We start from the raw sequence: 16,733 nt of genomic DNA, 5'->3' as shown, positions 1-16,733 counted from the left end.
GTTATTCGTAATAATTAACTCTTTCTTACTAAGCTTGCTGTCATGTCAGCTTCACAAACTACTTGCCCGCCTACATAAGCTACACCGTGCATTTTGGCGATACCTCTTCTGATAGGAGCCAATAAATCACATTTGAAAATGACAGTATCACCCGGTACTACACTCTTTCTAAATCGACAGTTTTCGATACCTACCAAATATGGCCAGTAGTTTTCTGGGTCTGGAACAGAGCTAAGTACAAGAATACCACCTGTTTGTGCCATTGCTTCTACTTGCATAACGCCCGGCATTACAGGATTGTTAGGGAAATGACCCATGAAATAATTTTCATTCATGGTTACATTCTTGATACCAACTACACTTTGATCGTCCAAATAAATGATTTTATCAACCATTTGGAATGGATAACGATGAGGAAGTAATTGATAGATTCTCTCGAAAGTAAAGATTGGTGGTTGCTTTGGATCGTACTGAGGTACTTTGTTTTTCTCAGTTTCCAACATCAACTTTTTGATTTTCTTGGCTAATTCAACATTGGCAGCATGACCCGGACGAGCGGCTAAGATTTGTGCTTTGATAGGGCGACCCACTAAAGCTAAATCACCAACCATATCCAATAATTTATGGCGAGCCATTTCATTATTGTAATACAATTCTAAATTATTAAGAATACCTTTTTCTTTAGAAACACTTACTTTTGGTTTGCCTAAAACCATTGCTAAATGGTTAAGTTCTTCTTCAGAATAATCACGGTCGGCAATGACGATGGCATTTGATAAATCACCACCTTTGATTAAATCTGCTTTGTATAAAGCTTCTAATTCGTGTACAAAACAGAAAGTACGGCATTTAGCAAAGCTTTCATTAAACTGACTAATGGCAGTTAAATTAGCGTGTTGACTTGTTAAGAATTTAGAATTATAGTCAACCATAGCTGTTAGGCGGTAGTCGTTTAGTGGCAAAGCCGCTAATTCAACACCTCTTTCAGCATCTTTATATCTTATTTCAGAAGGAATTTCAAAGAATTTACGATGTGCCTCTTGTTCTTCTAAACCAGCATCCAAAATAGCTTCTACAAATTTGATTGAACTTCCATCCATAATTGGCGGTTCTGGTCCATCTAATTGTATCAAAACATTATCAACCTGACAGCCTACCATTGCCGCTAATACGTGTTCTACCGTATTGATTCTAGCTCTGTTATGTTCGATGGTTGTTCCTCTTGAAACATCAACAACGTGATCTACATCAGCATCAGCAATAGGCTGATTCGGTAAATCTATTCTTTGAAATTTGTATCCATGATTGGTAGGAGCTGGCAAAAATGTCATATTGGCTACAACACCTGTGTGTAAACCAACACCTGACATCGTAACCGATTTCTTGATGGTATGCTGTTTGTTATTCATTGCTTTTTAACTTATTTTCTAATTCTCTCAATCGTTTTTCTGTAGCAGGGAGTTTACGAATAAGAGCCTGTGTTTTCAAGTAGTCTATATTTTCTGTGGCTGGAGTTCCGCTTAAAATCATTCCTTCTTTACTAGGAGCTTTAGAAACACCTGATTGCCCCATTACGATGGTTTTATTAGGAACAGAGATGTGTCCATTAATACCAACTTGTCCGCCAATCATACAGTTTGCTCCAATTTTTGCTGAACCAGCAACACCTGTTAAAGCAGCAATTACTGTATTTTTCCCGATTTCTACATTGTGTGCAATTTGAACCAAGTTATCAACTTTTACACCTTCTCTTAGAATGGTCGAACCGATTGTGGCACGGTCAATCGTAGAATTTGCGCCAATACTTACGTAATCTTCTAATATTACATTTCCTAATTGGGGAATTGTTTGATAAGTACCGTCTGCTTGCGGAGCAAAACCAAAACCATCTGCGCCAATTACTGCATTGGCATGAATAGTACAATGATTGCCGATACGAGTATTTGGATAGATTTTCACACCCGAGTACAGAGTGCAATTATCACCAATAATACTTGCTTCTAAAACCGTTACGTGGGGATAAATCTTTACGTTTTTACCAATTTTACAATTATCAGCAATATAGCTAAAAGCACCAATATATTCGCCTTCACCGATAGTAGCTGAACTACTAATGAATGAGGGCTGTTCTATTCCTTTTTTCTGATTTGCGATGAATTTTTGGTATTCTTGAAGAAGTGTAGTAAAGGCAGAATAGGCATTTTCAACTAAGATTAAAGTAGGAGAATATCCTTTTTTGGGCTCAAATGTTTTATCAACAATTACAGCAGTTGCCAGAGTAGTATATAAAAAATGCTCATATTTAAGATTTGCTAAGAAGGAAATACTGCCTTCAGTTCCATCTTCAATTTTGGCTAATTGGCTAACTTTAAGGCTTTTATCTCCTTTTACTTCTCCATTTAGCATCAGAGCAATTTGTTCAACGGTAAATTCCATTCTTGGGGTGGTGGTCGTTGGGGTTTGTTTTTGGACGGCTTCGCCTAACATATTTTACCGCAAATATACATTCTTTGCCCAACATATATAATATTTTTTGACGATGTTACTTAATGCCTTTATTGTAGGTAAATCAGATGCTTCGGCAATATCCAATACTTTTTTGTCTTTTGTTAGGATATTAATGTTCTGTTTGCCAGATACATAAGCAGCATTAGAAGTGTTCCCTTGGATAATTAAGTAAGGTAAATCACTTTCTTGAATACTTGGATTACTGAGCAAATCAATTTGAATTTTTTCAAGAAAAGATGTTTCGATAGGAGCGTCCGAAATATGAATTTTAAATAAATTTCTATCTAACAACATTTTACTGATGTTCGAAAGTAATTTATCTGGATGTTTTGCCCAAATTTTTACGCAAGCCCAAATGTCATAATCGTCCATTTCTGCGAAGGCTTCTAAATAAGATTTATCGGCAGTAAAGTCTTCTAAACTTACTTCTTTTTTTAAGAAAATCATGAAAGCTGGTGTAGCAAAAACGTCTTCGCCTGCTCTGATTAATTCTCTGGCTCTGGTGATGATTTGTATCAGCATTGTTTCAGCACAAATAGATGTTTTGTGCAAATATACTTGCCAGTACATCAGACGGCGAGCAGTCAGGAAGTTTTCGATAGAGTAAATCCCTTTTTGTTCTACAACTAATTGATTATCGACAATATCCAACATTTTCAAGATTCTGTCGGCGCCAATAAAACCTTCACGAACGCCTGTGAAAAAACTATCTCGGTTCAAGTAATCCATTCTGTCAACATCTAATTGACTCGAAATTAATTGTGTAAAAAACTTTCGCTCATAATTACCCGTGAACATTTGTATTGCCAAAGTCAAAGCTCCACCCAATTGACGATTCAATTCTTCCATCAATAAAAATGAAATTTGTTCATGTGGTACTTTATCCAAAATGACAGATTCTAAAACATGGGAAAAAGGTCCATGACCGACATCGTGCAATAAAATAGCAATCTGTGCTGCTTCTAGTTCAGCTTCAGAAATTTGGTGTCCTCTACTGCGCAAAGTCATTAATGCTTCGTTCATCAAATACATTGCGCCCAAAGCATGATGAAAACGAGTATGCAAAGCACCTGGATACACATACTCTGCCATGCCCAATTGTTTGATTCTCCGCAAACGCTGATAGTAAGGATGTTCAATCAAATCAAAAATTAGCTCGGTTGGTATATTGATAAACCCATAAACAGGGTCATTAACTATTTTGCGCTTGTTCATGTGTTGTAGTTGTGAATGAGTGATTTTTGAATTAGTGAATACTTTCAAAATCTTACTTCTTGTTTCCTGCTCTTTCGTCTTCTAGTCCTAAAGTCTATATCCAAATCTTGCCTCTTGTGTCTTGCTTCTTCCGTCTTCCAATCCTCCAGTCCTAAAGTCTTTCAGTCTCTCCCAAAGTCCTAAAAAACAAAAATAGCGATACAAAAACTGCATCGCTATTTTTTTCAATTATTTAGTCGTTAAAAATCTTAATTATTACCGCCTTCTCTACGACCACCGCCATTTCCTCCACGACCTCTCATTTCTTCTTGTAATTCAGCGTATTTTGTCAATTGTTCAGCTGTGAAAATTGTTTTCAATTTTTCATCTTGTGCTTTCGTCAAATCACGCAATTCTTGCATCGCTGCACGTCTGTCAGAAGCATTTCTAATTGCTTCTCTTTTCGCCGTTCTTTCTGTTAACAAAGGCTTAATTTGACTTACTTGTTCAGCCGTCAAATTTAAAGATGTTGTCCATCTTTTTAACTGAGCTTCAACTCTTTGTTCAGGCGTCATATCTTGACGTTGACCATTCGGTGCTTCTGCATTTTGTGCAACTGAAGTCTGAACATTTACGATAAAAGTAGCGGCTAATAAGCTCACTGCGAAGATTAATATCCTTTTCATTGTTAAGATTTTTATTTTTAAAACGACGTTTAGATGAATAAGGATTGAAAAGGTTTAAAAGTATTTTTAAAAAGATATTTTGTAAAAATGCTTTTTAAAATCTAATTTTGCACCACAAAGAAATTAAACGCTTTGTAGGGCCTATAGCTCATTCGGTTAGAGCAACTGACTCATAATCAGTAGGTGCTTGGTTCGATTCCAAGTGGGCCCACAAAAAAATCCCTCACAATCAATTGATTGTGAGGGATTTTTGTTTAGATACCTATTCTATTAAAACAGAATAATATGACTAAACTGGATTCATATAAATTATTGGTTAGGTATTCTTGTGAAAAAGAGAGCGCCTTTGAAAGCGCCCTCCATATTATATAAAGCAGATTAGGATAAAAAAATCTTTTATAGCTTTGCTTAAAAGCTTACTATTGTTCTTCTTGTTTGTTAACTTTTCTATTCTTTTCCGCCCATAAATAAAGCGAAGGCAAAATCAGTGGAGCAAAAATTAAAGTACTGGTTAGTCCGCCAATGATTACTGTTGCTAATGGTCTTTGTACGTCTGAGCCAATTCCTGACGAAATTGCCGCAGGTACAAGACCAATGATAGCAACAACTAATATAGATAATAAAGCTCTCAGTTGCTCTTTTGATGATACCAACACACTGTGCTGTAATTCGGTATCGTTTTCACCTTTGGCTCGATTAATGGCTGAAACTAATAATACGCCTGCCATTACCGAAATCCCGAAAATACTTACAAAGCCTACGCCAGCCGAAACGTTGAAGTAATAGCCACGCATTAACAAAGCCACGATTCCTCCGCCCAAAGCAAATAAAATACAACTCATCGTTACTAAAGTATTGGGCAAATTCTTGAATAACATAAACAAGAAAAGAAACACCAAAAGTATCGTTAAAGGAATGGTGAAAGCCAATTGCTTGCCTGCACGTTCAAGGTTTTCGTATTGTCCACCGTAAATGATTTGATAGCCTTTCGGAACGTGTACTTTAGCATCAATTTTATCTTGTAATTCTTTCACAAAACTGCCTTGGTCTCTGCCTTTGATGTTCGTCCGAACAGTTACCATTCTTTTACTTCCGTAGCGGTAAATATTGGTTTGTCCTTCTACAAAATGAATATCTGCCAATTGACTCATCGGAATTAAAGCCCCATTTACCGAAGGCACAAGAATATCTTTGATGGCATCAATGGAATTTCTGAACTGTGGCAAAAAGCGTATCACAATGTCATAGCGTTTTGTGCCATCGTACAAAGTAGAAATCGTTTTTCCGCCAATCGCCGCTTCAATCATGTTTTGAATATCAGCTACGTTAATTCCAAAACGAGCCGCAGATTCACGATTGATATTGATAGCCAATTGGTCTTGTGGACCTTCTTGCTCAATATTTACGTTGTCTGCTCCAGTGGTTTGTTTTACGATCGTGGCAATGCTATCGGCTTTTTGTCGCATCATTTTCAAGTCGTCGCCTACTACTGAAATTGCCAAATCTGCGGCACTTCCTGTCACAATTTCCATTACTTGGTCGATAATGGGCTGACCAGATGAAAAGGAAACCGAAGGCAATTGCTGTTGTAAATCCGTCTTGATTTTATCCACCAATTCTTTTTTAGAAATGGTTTTACTCCACAAACTATAATCTTTTAAACCAATCAAAATTTCGTTTCTGTTGGCTGGAAATGGGTCTGTTCCATCATCATTTCTACCTGTTTGTGTAATAACAAATGAAATTTGTGGATACTTGGCAATGGTACTTCTGATTTTAGCAGCATAACTGGCATTTTCCTGAATGGTAATTCCCGCAGGAAAATTTCCTCTAAGGAAAATCGAACCTTCATCCAAGGTTGGTAAAAATTCAGTTCCGAGTTTTATGCCACAGAAAATGAATGTTCCTACAATAGTGAAACCGATAATTACGGTTCTTTTATAATGATTCAATAATTTATCCAGTATATTTCCGTAATTTTTCGACAGAAAATCCAGCACATAATTTTTATGTTCTTTCATCGGTTTGTCAAAATCAGCTAAGGCTTTTTTGTAACTGAATGAAATCAAGACTGGAATAAAAGTAAGTGCCGCCAACATCGAACCAATTACAGCAAAAGCCAAAGTAAGTGCCATTGGCGAAAACAGTTTTCCTTCTACACGAGTCATCAATAAAATGGGCATATAAGCCAAAATGATGATGGTTACAGAAAAGAAAATTTCACGTCCAACTTCTTGTGCAGAAAGCAAAGTGATTCTGATAATGCCTTGTTTTTTCTCTTCAATGGTGGCAGTTCTGTACTTCCTGATTAAATGTTCTGCCATCAAACATGCTCCGTCAACAATAATTCCAAAGTCGATTGCTCCCAAGGAAAGTAAATTGGCTGGAATGCCCGTCAAACGCATTAAAATAAAGGCAAACAACAATGAAAACGGAATCGTTAAAGCCACTACAAATGCACTTCTGATACTTCCCAAGAAAAATATCAAGAGAATTACAACGATTGAAATTCCTTCAAATAAAGTATGAGCTACGGTTTCTAAAGAATGGTCAATCAAGAAACTGCGGTCGTAAAGCGGACGTAAATGCACACCTTCGGGCAATTCACTGGCTTGTAAATCCGCCATTTTTTCTTTCAAAAGCTTCAATACTTCACTTGGATTTTCGTAACGTCTTAACAAAATAATGCCTTCTACGCCACTTTTTACATCCAATTTATCTTTTGTAACCGTGTAACCCAAAACCCCGCTGGCGGGCGGAGGGGTAATTTCTACAGTTGCAACATCTCTGATAAATACAGGCATTCCATTGTCAGATTTCAACACGATATTCTGAATATCTCGCTCTGTTTTAATCGCTCCCAAGCCACGAACTGCAAAACCTTGTCCACCACGAGCTAAGATGTTTCCGCCTGTATTTTGGTTATTGACATTAACTGCATCCGTCACATTTTGTAAAGTAAGGTTATACTTTCTTAGTTTTTCGGGCGAAGTAATGATATGATATTGTTTCAAAGGGCCACCAAAAGTTACTACATCTGCAATGCCCGGTACTTGTAATAAAGCAGGTTTAATAACCCAGTCCTGCAAATCTCTTAATTGTGTTTGACTAAAATTCGCTGGAGCTTCTACCACATAGCGATAGATTTCTCCAACGGCAGTACTCATCGGTGCTAATTCTGGATTTACACCATCAGGCAAAGATGCTGAACTCAAACGTTCAATTACTTGCTGACGAGCGAAGTAATCGTCTGTGCCATCTTTAAAAGTTAATTGCACAACCGACAAACCAAAAATTGTACGACTTCTACGGTCTAATACATTGGGAGTATTTTGTAAGGCACGTTCTATCGGTACTGTTACTTGTTGTTCAACTTCTTCAGCTGCTCTTCCGTCGTATTGTGCTACTACAATCACACAAGTATCGGCAATGTCTGGATAAGCTTCTATTTTCAATTGTGTAAAGCACCAATAGCCTACCGCCATCAGCACAGTACTTATCGCAATCACAATCCAGCGATTACGAAGGCTGAATATTAATAAGTTCTTAATCATTTATTTCCACTGTTCTACTTGGTTCGTAATAATAAATCCACTTTTTACTTCTACTCTCAGTGCTGTCAGCACAGCTTTTACTTTCTCTGTGTCGTCGATGAAAGTAATCAGAATGGGCGTTTCGTCGAAACTGAATAAATCGTTTGGACGATGGAAATGATTGTTTGAACCAAAACCCGAAATGCCTTTAAAAACGGTTAATCCTTTGATTTTCTGAGCAATCAAAAACTGTACGATAAACTCATGTAAGGATTTTGTTCCAAAGAGTTCATCTTCATCTATAAAAATCTGAGCTTGAAGCATAGCCTTTTTTTGTTAAAGCAACGTTCCTTTCAACAAGAATGCTGCGATGCTGAAATAAATGATAAGACCGGTTACATCCACTAAAGTAGCCACAAAAGGTGCTGACGAAGTGGCAGGGTCGAAGCCTAATTTTTTTAAGACTATCGGTATCATTGAGCCACTCAAAGTTCCCCACATGACGATGCCGATAAGCGAGAAAAATATTGTTGTGGCTACCAATAAGTAATGTTCAGTATAATTAAACCAGTGAAATTGTTGCCAAAGAAGTATTCTGATAAAACCTATTGTTCCAAGAATAATTCCGAGAATAATACCTGATGAAAATTCTCTTTTCATCACAAACCACCAGTCGCTAAAAGTAATTTCTTTCAAAGCCATCGCACGGATAATCAATGTTGCGGCCTGTGAACCACTATTTCCTCCGCTTGAAATAATCAAAGGAATAAAGAGGGCTAAAACGACAGCTTTTGAAATTTCATCGTCAAAATAACCCATCGCAGAAGCTGTAAGCATTTCGCTGAGAAAAAGCACGATAAGCCAACCTGCTCTTTTTTTGATAAGGGTAAAAATGGGCGTTTTCACATAAGGGAAATCCAAAGATTCTAAACCCCCAAATTTTTGAATATCTTCAGTATCTCTTTGTTCCGCAAAATCCAGTACGTCGTCGGCTGTCAATACTCCAATCAAAACATTTTTATCTGTCACCACTGGCAATACATCTCGGTCGTACTCTTTGAATTTATCAATGGCTATTTCTTTGGTATCATCAATGGTCAAGCTTACACAAAATCCATCTAAAAGACTTTCAATGGTTTTGAAAGATTCGTTCAGTACTAATTTTCTAATGGGAATATCATCGACCAATTTTCCTGTTTCATCAATGACATAAATTACATTGGCGGCTTCGGTGTCGTTTGGGTTATTCCTTAAATGTTCAACCGCTTCGCCTACAGTCATTTGTCTTGAAATCGTAGAAAAATCTGTATTGATAAGTCGGGCAACGCTGTTTTCAGGATAACCGAAAAAGTCATGAATTTCAGCTCGGTTTTTCTCAGAAAGGTATTCAATAAAGTACGACTGCTCTAAACCAATCAAATTTGAAAAAAACTCAAACCTATCATCAGAAGGCAAATTATTTAGAATGGCTGAGGCTTTCTCTTTAGAAATACCTTTGATGATTTGTACTTGCCAGTCGAAATTGAGATAAGCAAATACTTTAGCTTGAGAGTTTTTAGGTAAAGAAATTAAAGATTCAGCCGCAACTTCCAAAGGCAAAGAACCAATCAATATTGCTACGTCATTTGGATGGACAAAATTTTTATTTTTGTCTAAACCCAATAAAGTACTGAAATCGCCCTTTAAAATTCTTGCTCTAATATCTTTCATGGCTTTTATTGGCTATCAGCTTTCGGAAGTCGGCTGTCAGATTTTAATTTCTTAGTCTTTTACCTTCTCTGTTTTTCATGTACTCATGTCGTTCCTACGGAACTTGATTATGTACAATTTTCATGACATCATTGCTACCAATACATCGTCCCTGACGGGACTTGAGCTATAATTCTTCAAATCAAAAAGAAAATCTTGTCTCTTGCTTCTTCCGTCTTGAAATCCTAATACCCAAAACTCAAACCCTTCAACTGCATTACTCCTTTAACAGCAACCGATTCTCCGTTTTGTAAACCACTAAAAACAACAATTCTATCACCAATCTGATTGCCAATATTTACTTCTCTACGTTCAAAAGTATTGTTCACATTTTTTACAAAAACATAATTTTTACCTTGAACCGTCACCACCGCATTTTTATCAATATTGATATGAGAACCTTCGCTTACACCAAACAAAACCGTAGCAAACATTCCTGCTTTTAACTTTTGACTTGAATTGTTTAAGCTTATTCTCAGCTTCACCATTCTGGTCGATTCGTCAATTACATCGGCAACTTCTTCAATTTTTCCTGTAAACTTTTCATTCGGGAAAGCCGTAAATTGTAAAGTGCAATTGCCGCCTTCTTTAATTTTCGTGATTTGATTTTCAGGAATATCACAAATGATAAAAGCCTTTCCAATATTTGAGTTTTTCAATGTTTCTGGATTAAAACCGCCTGTTTTTAGCTTAGTTTCATGCTCGATGATGGCTGTTTTTTCGTTGGCTAAATCGTTTTGTACGATTGCTAACTCTGTTTCAGCACTTAATAAATCTACTTGTGCATTGGCTACGTCTTTTCCTGTTCCAGCTCCATTTTTTTGTAAATCTTCAAAACGACTTACTTCTACTTTTTTACGAGCAATAATCGTTTTCTTTTGCTGAATGATTGTCGCTTTCTGACGAATATTCTGCAAATGCTGTAAAAGCGAAGTATAATTGGTTGCCAAATCAGCATTTTCAAACAAAATGATATTCTGTGAAGCACCTTCTTGTGAAGAAACCACCGTTGCCGACACTTTGGCTGGAGCAGTAATTTCATCATTGAGCGAAGAGCTTCCCAAAGTTTCTGTAGCAAAAAACTGCATACTTGTTGAAGTTGGGAAAACGATTTTCATGCCATTCTCCTGTACTTTTGGCAATACATCAATCGGTTTTGTTGCTTGATTTTCTTTTCCTCCGCAAGCCATCATGCCGACTGAAAAAAGGAGGATGCTTAAGATATTTTTCATCGTTTTATTGTGCCATTTGATTGATTAAACCAGAAGCATAAAGTAGTTTGATATAGCTTTGGCGATATTGTTGTAATGTGTCGTAATACTGTTGTTGCGTATCCAGCCAGCTTCTTTGGGCTTCTAAATAATCCACAATCGTAGTGCCTCCATGCAGATATGAATATTTTACACTACTAAGAATACTTTCAGATTTCGAGAGCAAATCTTTGAATTGTTCTATATTCTGTTTCTGAGTTTGATAAGTATTATAAGCCGTTGAAAGCTCAGTTTGTATCAATGTTTGGGTTGCTTGTAAACCTTTTTCAGCTTGTTGTTTTTGCAAATACGACTTCTTGATTTCTCCTTGATTTCTTGAGAAAAAGGGTAAATCTATCGCTCCGAAAAAACCAATGTATGGAACTGTATTTTGTGGATTATAAATCATTCCTAAAGTTGGCTGTGGTGTTGCCAGTGATTTCTGTAATTTTATATTACTTTCTGCCGCTTGAATACTCGCTTTATAGGCTTGAATATCACTTCTATCTCTCAAAGCTTGTTGCAAAAGGGAATCTAGTTTTGGAGAAAAAGCAAAAGAGAAATCATCTTTTACATCAATGTCAATATTATCTTGGGTTCCCAACATGAATTTTAAATTCGATAATTCATTCAGGTAAACTCTTTCATTTGATTTGAGCTGTAAATCATATTGATTCGCTAATAAAGCTGTACGAGTAAGGTCGGTTGAAGTAATTACTTCTTTGCCCAATCGAATTTTATTGATACTCACCAAACTATCCGTATTGGTTTTAGCAATCTGTAGAATATCTAATTGCTTACGAGCTGTCCAAACATCCAACCATTTCAAAGCCACATCTTGTAAAACATTTCTTTCGGTTTCGACAAAGGCTTTTTGTGAAAGCACCGTGTTTTTCTGTGCTAAATCTATTTTTGCCTGACGTTGCGAAGGCAATTGAATTACTTTCGTCAATTGCCACCAAACTTGTCGGTTCTGTGCGCTTGCCCAATCGGTGTTAGCTGGATAGGCAGCAGGACGAGTAAGTACAAGTGTCTGGTTGTTCAAATTAAGATTTGGACGAAGTTGCGCACTTACAATGTCGGTTGCAGTAATACCAATATTAAGTTGCTGAGTAGCCAGCAAAGGATTATTTGCTTTGGCTGCTTGTAATGCTTTTTGTAAAGTATAAATTTCTTGCGCTGAAGAAGGTTTATACATTAAAAAAACAAGCGTGATAATGAATGAAATTTCTCGGAGCCGCATCATCTTGTAAATCTTTAATTGATGTTACAAATGTGGAGGATTCAAGGGAGAAAGGCAGTTAGAGAGGTTTTAGAAAATTATTAGAAAATTATTAGAGAAGGAGAGAGTTTATGTTAGTTGATTGAAAATATAGCTGTGTTTGGGGCTAGACTCTGATAAGTAATTTTTTTTTTTGTTATTCTATGAATATGGTTATTAAAGTATGAATTTTGTATAAAGTTTTAAAATAAGATTATTACCAAATGCTTTCAAAACAAAAACAAAATGATACATACAGAGTAGCTTCTGAAATTCTCAGTAATACAACCTTTAGAAAGGTGATTAAAGAGTCAGATTATACTCATTTTACCGATAAGATTAATCGGCATAGTGATTTGTTTTTGTCATTTAAGAGTAAAAATAATGGAGAATTTATCAAAGATATATATAAACTATTATCTAAAAATTATAGAAATGAATATGTTTATAAAAACACCATTCTTAAGAAAATTATAAAAGATAAAACGCTAAAGGAAAATACATCTATTGTTATAAATGAATTTAAGGTTGGTAAATCTATCGCTGATTTGGTATTTATTAATGGAGAAAACAGGGTGTTTGAAATCAAAACTGAACTTGATTCCCCCGAAAGATTAAAAACACAAATATTTGATTATCAAAAGGTTTTTTCTGAAATTTATATCGTAACACATTGGACATTGCAAGATAAGTATCTTTCAATCCTTCAAAAAAACAAAGATTTTTCAAATGTGGGATTGATTGTACTTGATGAAAAATTTAAGTTAGAGACTATTAAAACATCGAATATCTCTAATGCTTTTTTGGATACTAATACGCTATTTAAACTTTTAAGAAAAAATGAGTATTGTAGTTTATTAGAATCTGTATTTGGTAAACTGCCAGATGTACCCAACACATTGTTCTTTAAAGAATGTCTTAAACTAGCCAATAGTATTGCTCCAGAAAAGCTACAAAAGCTAGTATTTCAAGAATTGAAAAAAAGAAATCTGAAAGAACTTGAATATTTAAACAAGAAAAAATTAAATGAAATAAAACATATATGTCTATGCTTAGATTTTTCTAAATCTGAATATCAAGCTTTAGATGATTTTTTGAATACTCCATTTCTTAAATAAACTACTATTTACCTATGTACTTTCCACTTATTAGAAGTAAACAATTTGAGCTTATTGCACTCAGAGATTTGAGTGACAAAATTGCTCAATCAAAAAAAGTGTCTCCCATTATTGAACCTGTAAAAGAATCCATCTCTGTTTTAGAAAAAACATTAACTCTATTTATACAGAAGGGTATCAATTTTACCATTATCATAAATCCTATAGAGGGAGAACTAAAAGGAGGAAAACAGCAAATAATAGTAGATTTTATTAAAAATAGACTTGGAGATTATGATAATTTTCAAATAGGAATTTATATAAAAAGCGAGGTAGATTTTTCTAAACAAATCAAGTTTTTAGACGATTGTAATTTACTAAATGCCAATTTCACACTTATCCATAATGAACAATTAGATGATTTAGCCATCATCAATGAGTTTAATAAAAACAGGGAGGTCAAGTATAATGTTATCAACTCGGATAGAGTCAGTAAACGATATGACAGGAATTTTAAGAGGCAGACAGTTATTACATTAACCGACTCTTTTCGGCAACAAAAAAAGAATAAAGATTACTCTAATAATACTGATGAGTTTTTTTCAGAAGAACATCTTTATTTTTCAGAAGAAGGATATGCAGGGTTTTCAGATTATCTAACAATAGGAGAACCTTTCGCCGAAGGTGGTTTTTTACCTTATGCTGTGGTTATACACTTAACTTATCCTGATGATAATAATAAAATCAGAATAGGTCATTTTGTTTCAAATTCTAATGAAGATACGGTAGATATTGCTGGAAAATTTGCAGAATCATTGAATAAGTTAATGATATTTCTCAAATCCCACTCCTATTTTAAAACATCTGCTACTATCGAGTTTTTAAATCTAAGTGAAAAGGAACATTATCCTGGGCTTGGAACACTTAAGAAATTATCTGTAGTGAATCATATCGAATTAGTTATTCAACTTCTCACCAATTTATAATAATGCACTGTTGTCCGAATTGCTTTTGGGATTCTGAGTTAAAAAACTACATAATCTCATATTCTACTCAAAAAGGTGATTGTAATTTCTGTGAATCAAAAAACATAGAATTAATATTACCTTCCGAATTATTAATCTTTTTTCAATTGTTAATTTCTATTTACAAACCTACTGTTGAGAATGGGTTACCTCTTCATGAATGTTTAAAAAGAGATTGGGATAATTTATTCAGAATAGAAAACCCTGACACGATAAAGGGTTTACTTGAGAAAATTTGTGCCGAAGAATTAGAACAAAACGCTACGTTGATGAGTACGCCTTTGGATTTTCATTATAAGGATAAATCAATTGAGAATCAGGAGATAAACTGGGATGTTTTAGTTCATAAAATTAAATATAGTAATCGTTTTTTTCTTGAAAATACCCTGAACTTAGACCTTCTTGAAAGACTTCTGGAGAAATATCCAAAATCATACAAAAAAGGTAAACGTTTCTATCGAGCCAGAATTTGTTTTGGTGAAAAGAAGTTTGAGGCAGTTGAAATGGGGAAGCCTCCTGTTGATAAATCTACCGCTGGTCGAGCTAATCCGAAAGGTATATCTTACTTGTATGTTTCTAATGATGAAGAAACGACATTATATGAAACCAGAGCTTCATTATATGACTATGTTACTATTGCTGAATTTAAAATTAATGAAGACATTAATGTGCTAAATTTAAGAGATACTTCAAAAATAAGCCCCTTTTTACTTGATGAAGACTTTATTGGAGAATATCTAAATCATAAGAATTATTTGTCGAAATTAGAAAAAGAACTATCAAAACCCATTCGACGACAAGACAGTGAGTTAGACTACCTTCCCACTCAATATCTATGTGAATTTATTAAATCAATTGGTTTCGATGGAGTTGAGTTTAGGAGCTCTTTAAACCCTCAAGGATATAATATTGCAATCTTCAATGATCGTGCATTTGAGTGTATAAAAACTACACTCCATGAAGTAACTTCAATAAAATTTACTTCTGAAAAAAAACTTAGTTAGAATTATTAAATAGATATATACCCTTAAATCAAGCAATATAAATATGCTATATAAATAGATTAATAGGATTGAGCGAGTAAAATATCAGTATTTTTCAATTGTGTAATGAGTTGCCAATTTAATTTTTACGGGTTGAAAACCCGTTTTACCTATCCACTTCGCCCATTACCAAATCCATTGAGCCAATGATGGCGACTAAATCTGCCAACATCGCTCCACGGCTGATTTCTGGAATGATTGATAAATTATGTAGCGAACAAGCTCTGGCTTTTAAACGTACAGGAATATCCGAACGTCCGTCGGTGCGGAAAAAGAAGCCTAATTCTCCTTTTGGGTTTTCGGCACGAGTATATAAATCCATCGCTTGTGGACGAATCTTTTTTGGTACTAAAGCTTGTGGGTTGAATTCGGTAGTACGTTTATGGTCGTTGGTTAATTGTATCAAACATTGTTCAATAATCTTGATAGATTCATCGCATTCTAATACTCTAACATAGTTTCTATCCCAACAATCGCCTACTGTTCCCATTTCGCCTTTGCCCACAGGAATATCAAAATCTAATTCTGGATAAACTGAATAGCCATCTACTTTACGTAAATCAACTTTTAGTCCCGAACCTCTTAGTACTGGACCAGTACAACCATAATTGATTGCCAATGCCATTGGCAATACACCAACATTGGCAGTCCTTTGAATGAAGATTTTGTTTTCGATAATCAATTCTCTTAACTCAACCATTTTAGGTTTTAAGTAATTGATAAATTCTGTACAACGCTCCTCAAAACCAACGGGTAAATCATAAAACAAACCACCTACCCAAATATAATTATAGAGCATTCTTGCTCCAGTAATCCATTCTAATAATCGCTGAATATGCTCCCGGTCACGCATTACCCACAAAAAAGCAGTGTATGCCCCAATATCCAAACCATAAGTACCCACAGCTACAAAATGCGAAGCCAAACGATTTAATTCTGCCACCAAGACACGAATATATTCAATACGTTTGGGGAGTTTTCCTTCTAAATCCAAGAGTTTTTCTACGCCCATTACATAAGCATGTTCTGAATTCATGGCTGCCAAATAATCTATTCTATCTACATAAGGTATGATTTGATTGAATGGTAACGACTCTGCATGTTTTTCAAAACAGCGATGCAAATAACCCAAATGTGGCACAACATCCACCACCAATTCACCATCAGAAACCACTTCCATTCTCAAAACTCCATGCGTTGATGGGTGCTGAGGACCAAGTGATAAAATCATTTCTTCCGATTTCAAATCCTTTAACTGATGTTTGTTAGGATCAGAAAGCCGAAAGTTTTCGGGTTTATATTGATATTGAATCATTTTGAGTTTTGAATGTTGAGTTTTGAGTGAGGAGTTTTTTGAGTTTGGAATCGGAATATTACTCCACATTCA

Annotated in this window: 13 protein-coding genes and 1 tRNA gene; 4 read left to right on the top strand and 10 right to left on the bottom strand. The window is 35.3% G+C overall.

What is annotated here, in order from left to right:
- Positions 1-14 precede the first annotated feature (14 nt).
- The 4 genes from VB798_RS16845 to VB798_RS16830 form a co-directional block, all read right to left on the bottom strand.
- Complete coding sequence (locus VB798_RS16845; protein ID WP_323260427.1) at positions 15-1,409, bottom strand: bifunctional UDP-3-O-[3-hydroxymyristoyl] N-acetylglucosamine deacetylase/3-hydroxyacyl-ACP dehydratase; 1,395 nt, start codon at positions 1,407-1,409, stop codon at positions 15-17.
- Positions 1,402-2,436 carry a UDP-3-O-(3-hydroxymyristoyl)glucosamine N-acyltransferase gene (lpxD, locus tag VB798_RS16840; protein WP_323260703.1) on the bottom strand — a complete coding sequence of 345 codons (1,035 nt, stop codon included), beginning with the start codon at positions 2,434-2,436 and terminating at the stop codon, positions 1,402-1,404. Before lpxD ends, VB798_RS16845 begins: the two co-directional genes overlap by 8 nt.
- A 54-nt stretch (positions 2,437-2,490) precedes the next feature.
- Entirely contained in the window at positions 2,491-3,723 is a 1,233-nt protein-coding gene (locus tag VB798_RS16835) for an HD domain-containing protein (protein ID WP_323260425.1), read from the bottom strand.
- Between the two features lie 248 nt (positions 3,724-3,971).
- Positions 3,972-4,388 carry a hypothetical protein gene (locus VB798_RS16830; protein ID WP_323260423.1) on the bottom strand — a complete coding sequence of 139 codons (417 nt, stop codon included), beginning with the start codon at positions 4,386-4,388 and terminating at the stop codon, positions 3,972-3,974.
- A gap of 137 nt (positions 4,389-4,525) precedes the next feature.
- Here VB798_RS16830 and VB798_RS16825 point away from each other — a divergent pair.
- Positions 4,526-4,599, top strand: a tRNA-Ile gene (locus VB798_RS16825).
- A gap of 208 nt (positions 4,600-4,807) precedes the next feature.
- Here the strand turns inward: VB798_RS16825 and VB798_RS16820 are convergent.
- From VB798_RS16820 to VB798_RS16800, 5 genes are all read right to left on the bottom strand, one after another.
- Complete coding sequence (locus VB798_RS16820) at positions 4,808-7,942, bottom strand: efflux RND transporter permease subunit (RefSeq protein WP_323260421.1); 3,135 nt, start codon at positions 7,940-7,942, stop codon at positions 4,808-4,810.
- A complete protein-coding gene (locus VB798_RS16815; protein WP_323260418.1) occupies positions 7,943-8,245 on the bottom strand; it encodes a DUF190 domain-containing protein in 303 nt (100 codons plus the stop codon). It abuts the gene before it with no gap.
- A gap of 12 nt (positions 8,246-8,257) precedes the next feature.
- Entirely contained in the window at positions 8,258-9,631 is a 1,374-nt protein-coding gene (gene mgtE, locus VB798_RS16810; protein ID WP_323260416.1) for a magnesium transporter, read from the bottom strand.
- A gap of 224 nt (positions 9,632-9,855) precedes the next feature.
- Complete coding sequence (locus VB798_RS16805) at positions 9,856-10,902, bottom strand: efflux RND transporter periplasmic adaptor subunit (RefSeq protein WP_323260414.1); 1,047 nt, start codon at positions 10,900-10,902, stop codon at positions 9,856-9,858.
- Positions 10,903-10,906: 4 nt separating this feature from the next.
- Positions 10,907-12,166 carry a TolC family protein gene (locus tag VB798_RS16800; protein ID WP_323260412.1) on the bottom strand — a complete coding sequence of 420 codons (1,260 nt, stop codon included), beginning with the start codon at positions 12,164-12,166 and terminating at the stop codon, positions 10,907-10,909.
- A gap of 239 nt (positions 12,167-12,405) precedes the next feature.
- On the opposite strand from VB798_RS16800, the gene VB798_RS16795 reads away from it, so the two are divergent.
- From VB798_RS16795 to VB798_RS16785, 3 genes are all read left to right on the top strand, one after another.
- Positions 12,406-13,299 carry a sce7726 family protein gene (locus VB798_RS16795; protein WP_323260410.1) on the top strand — a complete coding sequence of 298 codons (894 nt, stop codon included), beginning with the start codon at positions 12,406-12,408 and terminating at the stop codon, positions 13,297-13,299.
- 14 nt (positions 13,300-13,313) lie between these two features.
- Entirely contained in the window at positions 13,314-14,264 is a 951-nt protein-coding gene (locus VB798_RS16790; RefSeq protein WP_323260408.1) for a sce7725 family protein, read from the top strand.
- A 146-nt stretch (positions 14,265-14,410) separates the two neighbouring features.
- Entirely contained in the window at positions 14,411-15,307 is an 897-nt protein-coding gene (locus VB798_RS16785) for an RES family NAD+ phosphorylase (RefSeq protein WP_323260406.1), read from the top strand.
- Between the two features lie 145 nt (positions 15,308-15,452).
- Here the strand turns inward: VB798_RS16785 and VB798_RS16780 are convergent, their stop codons facing one another.
- Positions 15,453-16,661 (bottom strand): NADH-quinone oxidoreductase subunit D, encoded by a 1,209-nt coding sequence (locus tag VB798_RS16780; protein WP_323260405.1) that lies wholly within the window; start codon positions 16,659-16,661, stop codon positions 15,453-15,455.
- Between the last annotated feature and the right edge of the window lie 72 nt (positions 16,662-16,733).

This window comes from Arcicella lustrica, assembly GCF_034930985.1.
Taxonomy (GTDB): Bacteria; Bacteroidota; Bacteroidia; order Cytophagales; family Spirosomataceae; genus Arcicella; species Arcicella lustrica.
Note: the sequence above shows the minus strand (reverse complement) of the source record. Positions and strands in the feature narration are given on the sequence as shown.

Coding starts and splice junctions, on each gene's coding strand:
- VB798_RS16805 (WP_323260414.1), bottom strand. CDS start 10,902: ATGAAAAATATCTTAAGCATCCTCCTTTTTTCAGTCGGCATGATGGCT.
- VB798_RS16815 (WP_323260418.1), bottom strand. CDS start 8,245: ATGCTTCAAGCTCAGATTTTTATAGATGAAGATGAACTCTTTGGAACA.
- VB798_RS16795 (WP_323260410.1), top strand. CDS start 12,406: ATGCTTTCAAAACAAAAACAAAATGATACATACAGAGTAGCTTCTGAA.
- VB798_RS16845 (WP_323260427.1), bottom strand. CDS start 1,409: ATGAATAACAAACAGCATACCATCAAGAAATCGGTTACGATGTCAGGT.
- VB798_RS16835 (WP_323260425.1), bottom strand. CDS start 3,723: ATGAACAAGCGCAAAATAGTTAATGACCCTGTTTATGGGTTTATCAAT.
- mgtE (WP_323260416.1), bottom strand. CDS start 9,631: ATGAAAGATATTAGAGCAAGAATTTTAAAGGGCGATTTCAGTACTTTA.
- VB798_RS16830 (WP_323260423.1), bottom strand. CDS start 4,388: ATGAAAAGGATATTAATCTTCGCAGTGAGCTTATTAGCCGCTACTTTT.
- VB798_RS16780 (WP_323260405.1), bottom strand. CDS start 16,661: ATGATTCAATATCAATATAAACCCGAAAACTTTCGGCTTTCTGATCCT.
- lpxD (WP_323260703.1), bottom strand. CDS start 2,436: ATGGAATTTACCGTTGAACAAATTGCTCTGATGCTAAATGGAGAAGTA.
- VB798_RS16790 (WP_323260408.1), top strand. CDS start 13,314: ATGTACTTTCCACTTATTAGAAGTAAACAATTTGAGCTTATTGCACTC.
- VB798_RS16820 (WP_323260421.1), bottom strand. CDS start 7,942: ATGATTAAGAACTTATTAATATTCAGCCTTCGTAATCGCTGGATTGTG.
- VB798_RS16800 (WP_323260412.1), bottom strand. CDS start 12,166: ATGATGCGGCTCCGAGAAATTTCATTCATTATCACGCTTGTTTTTTTA.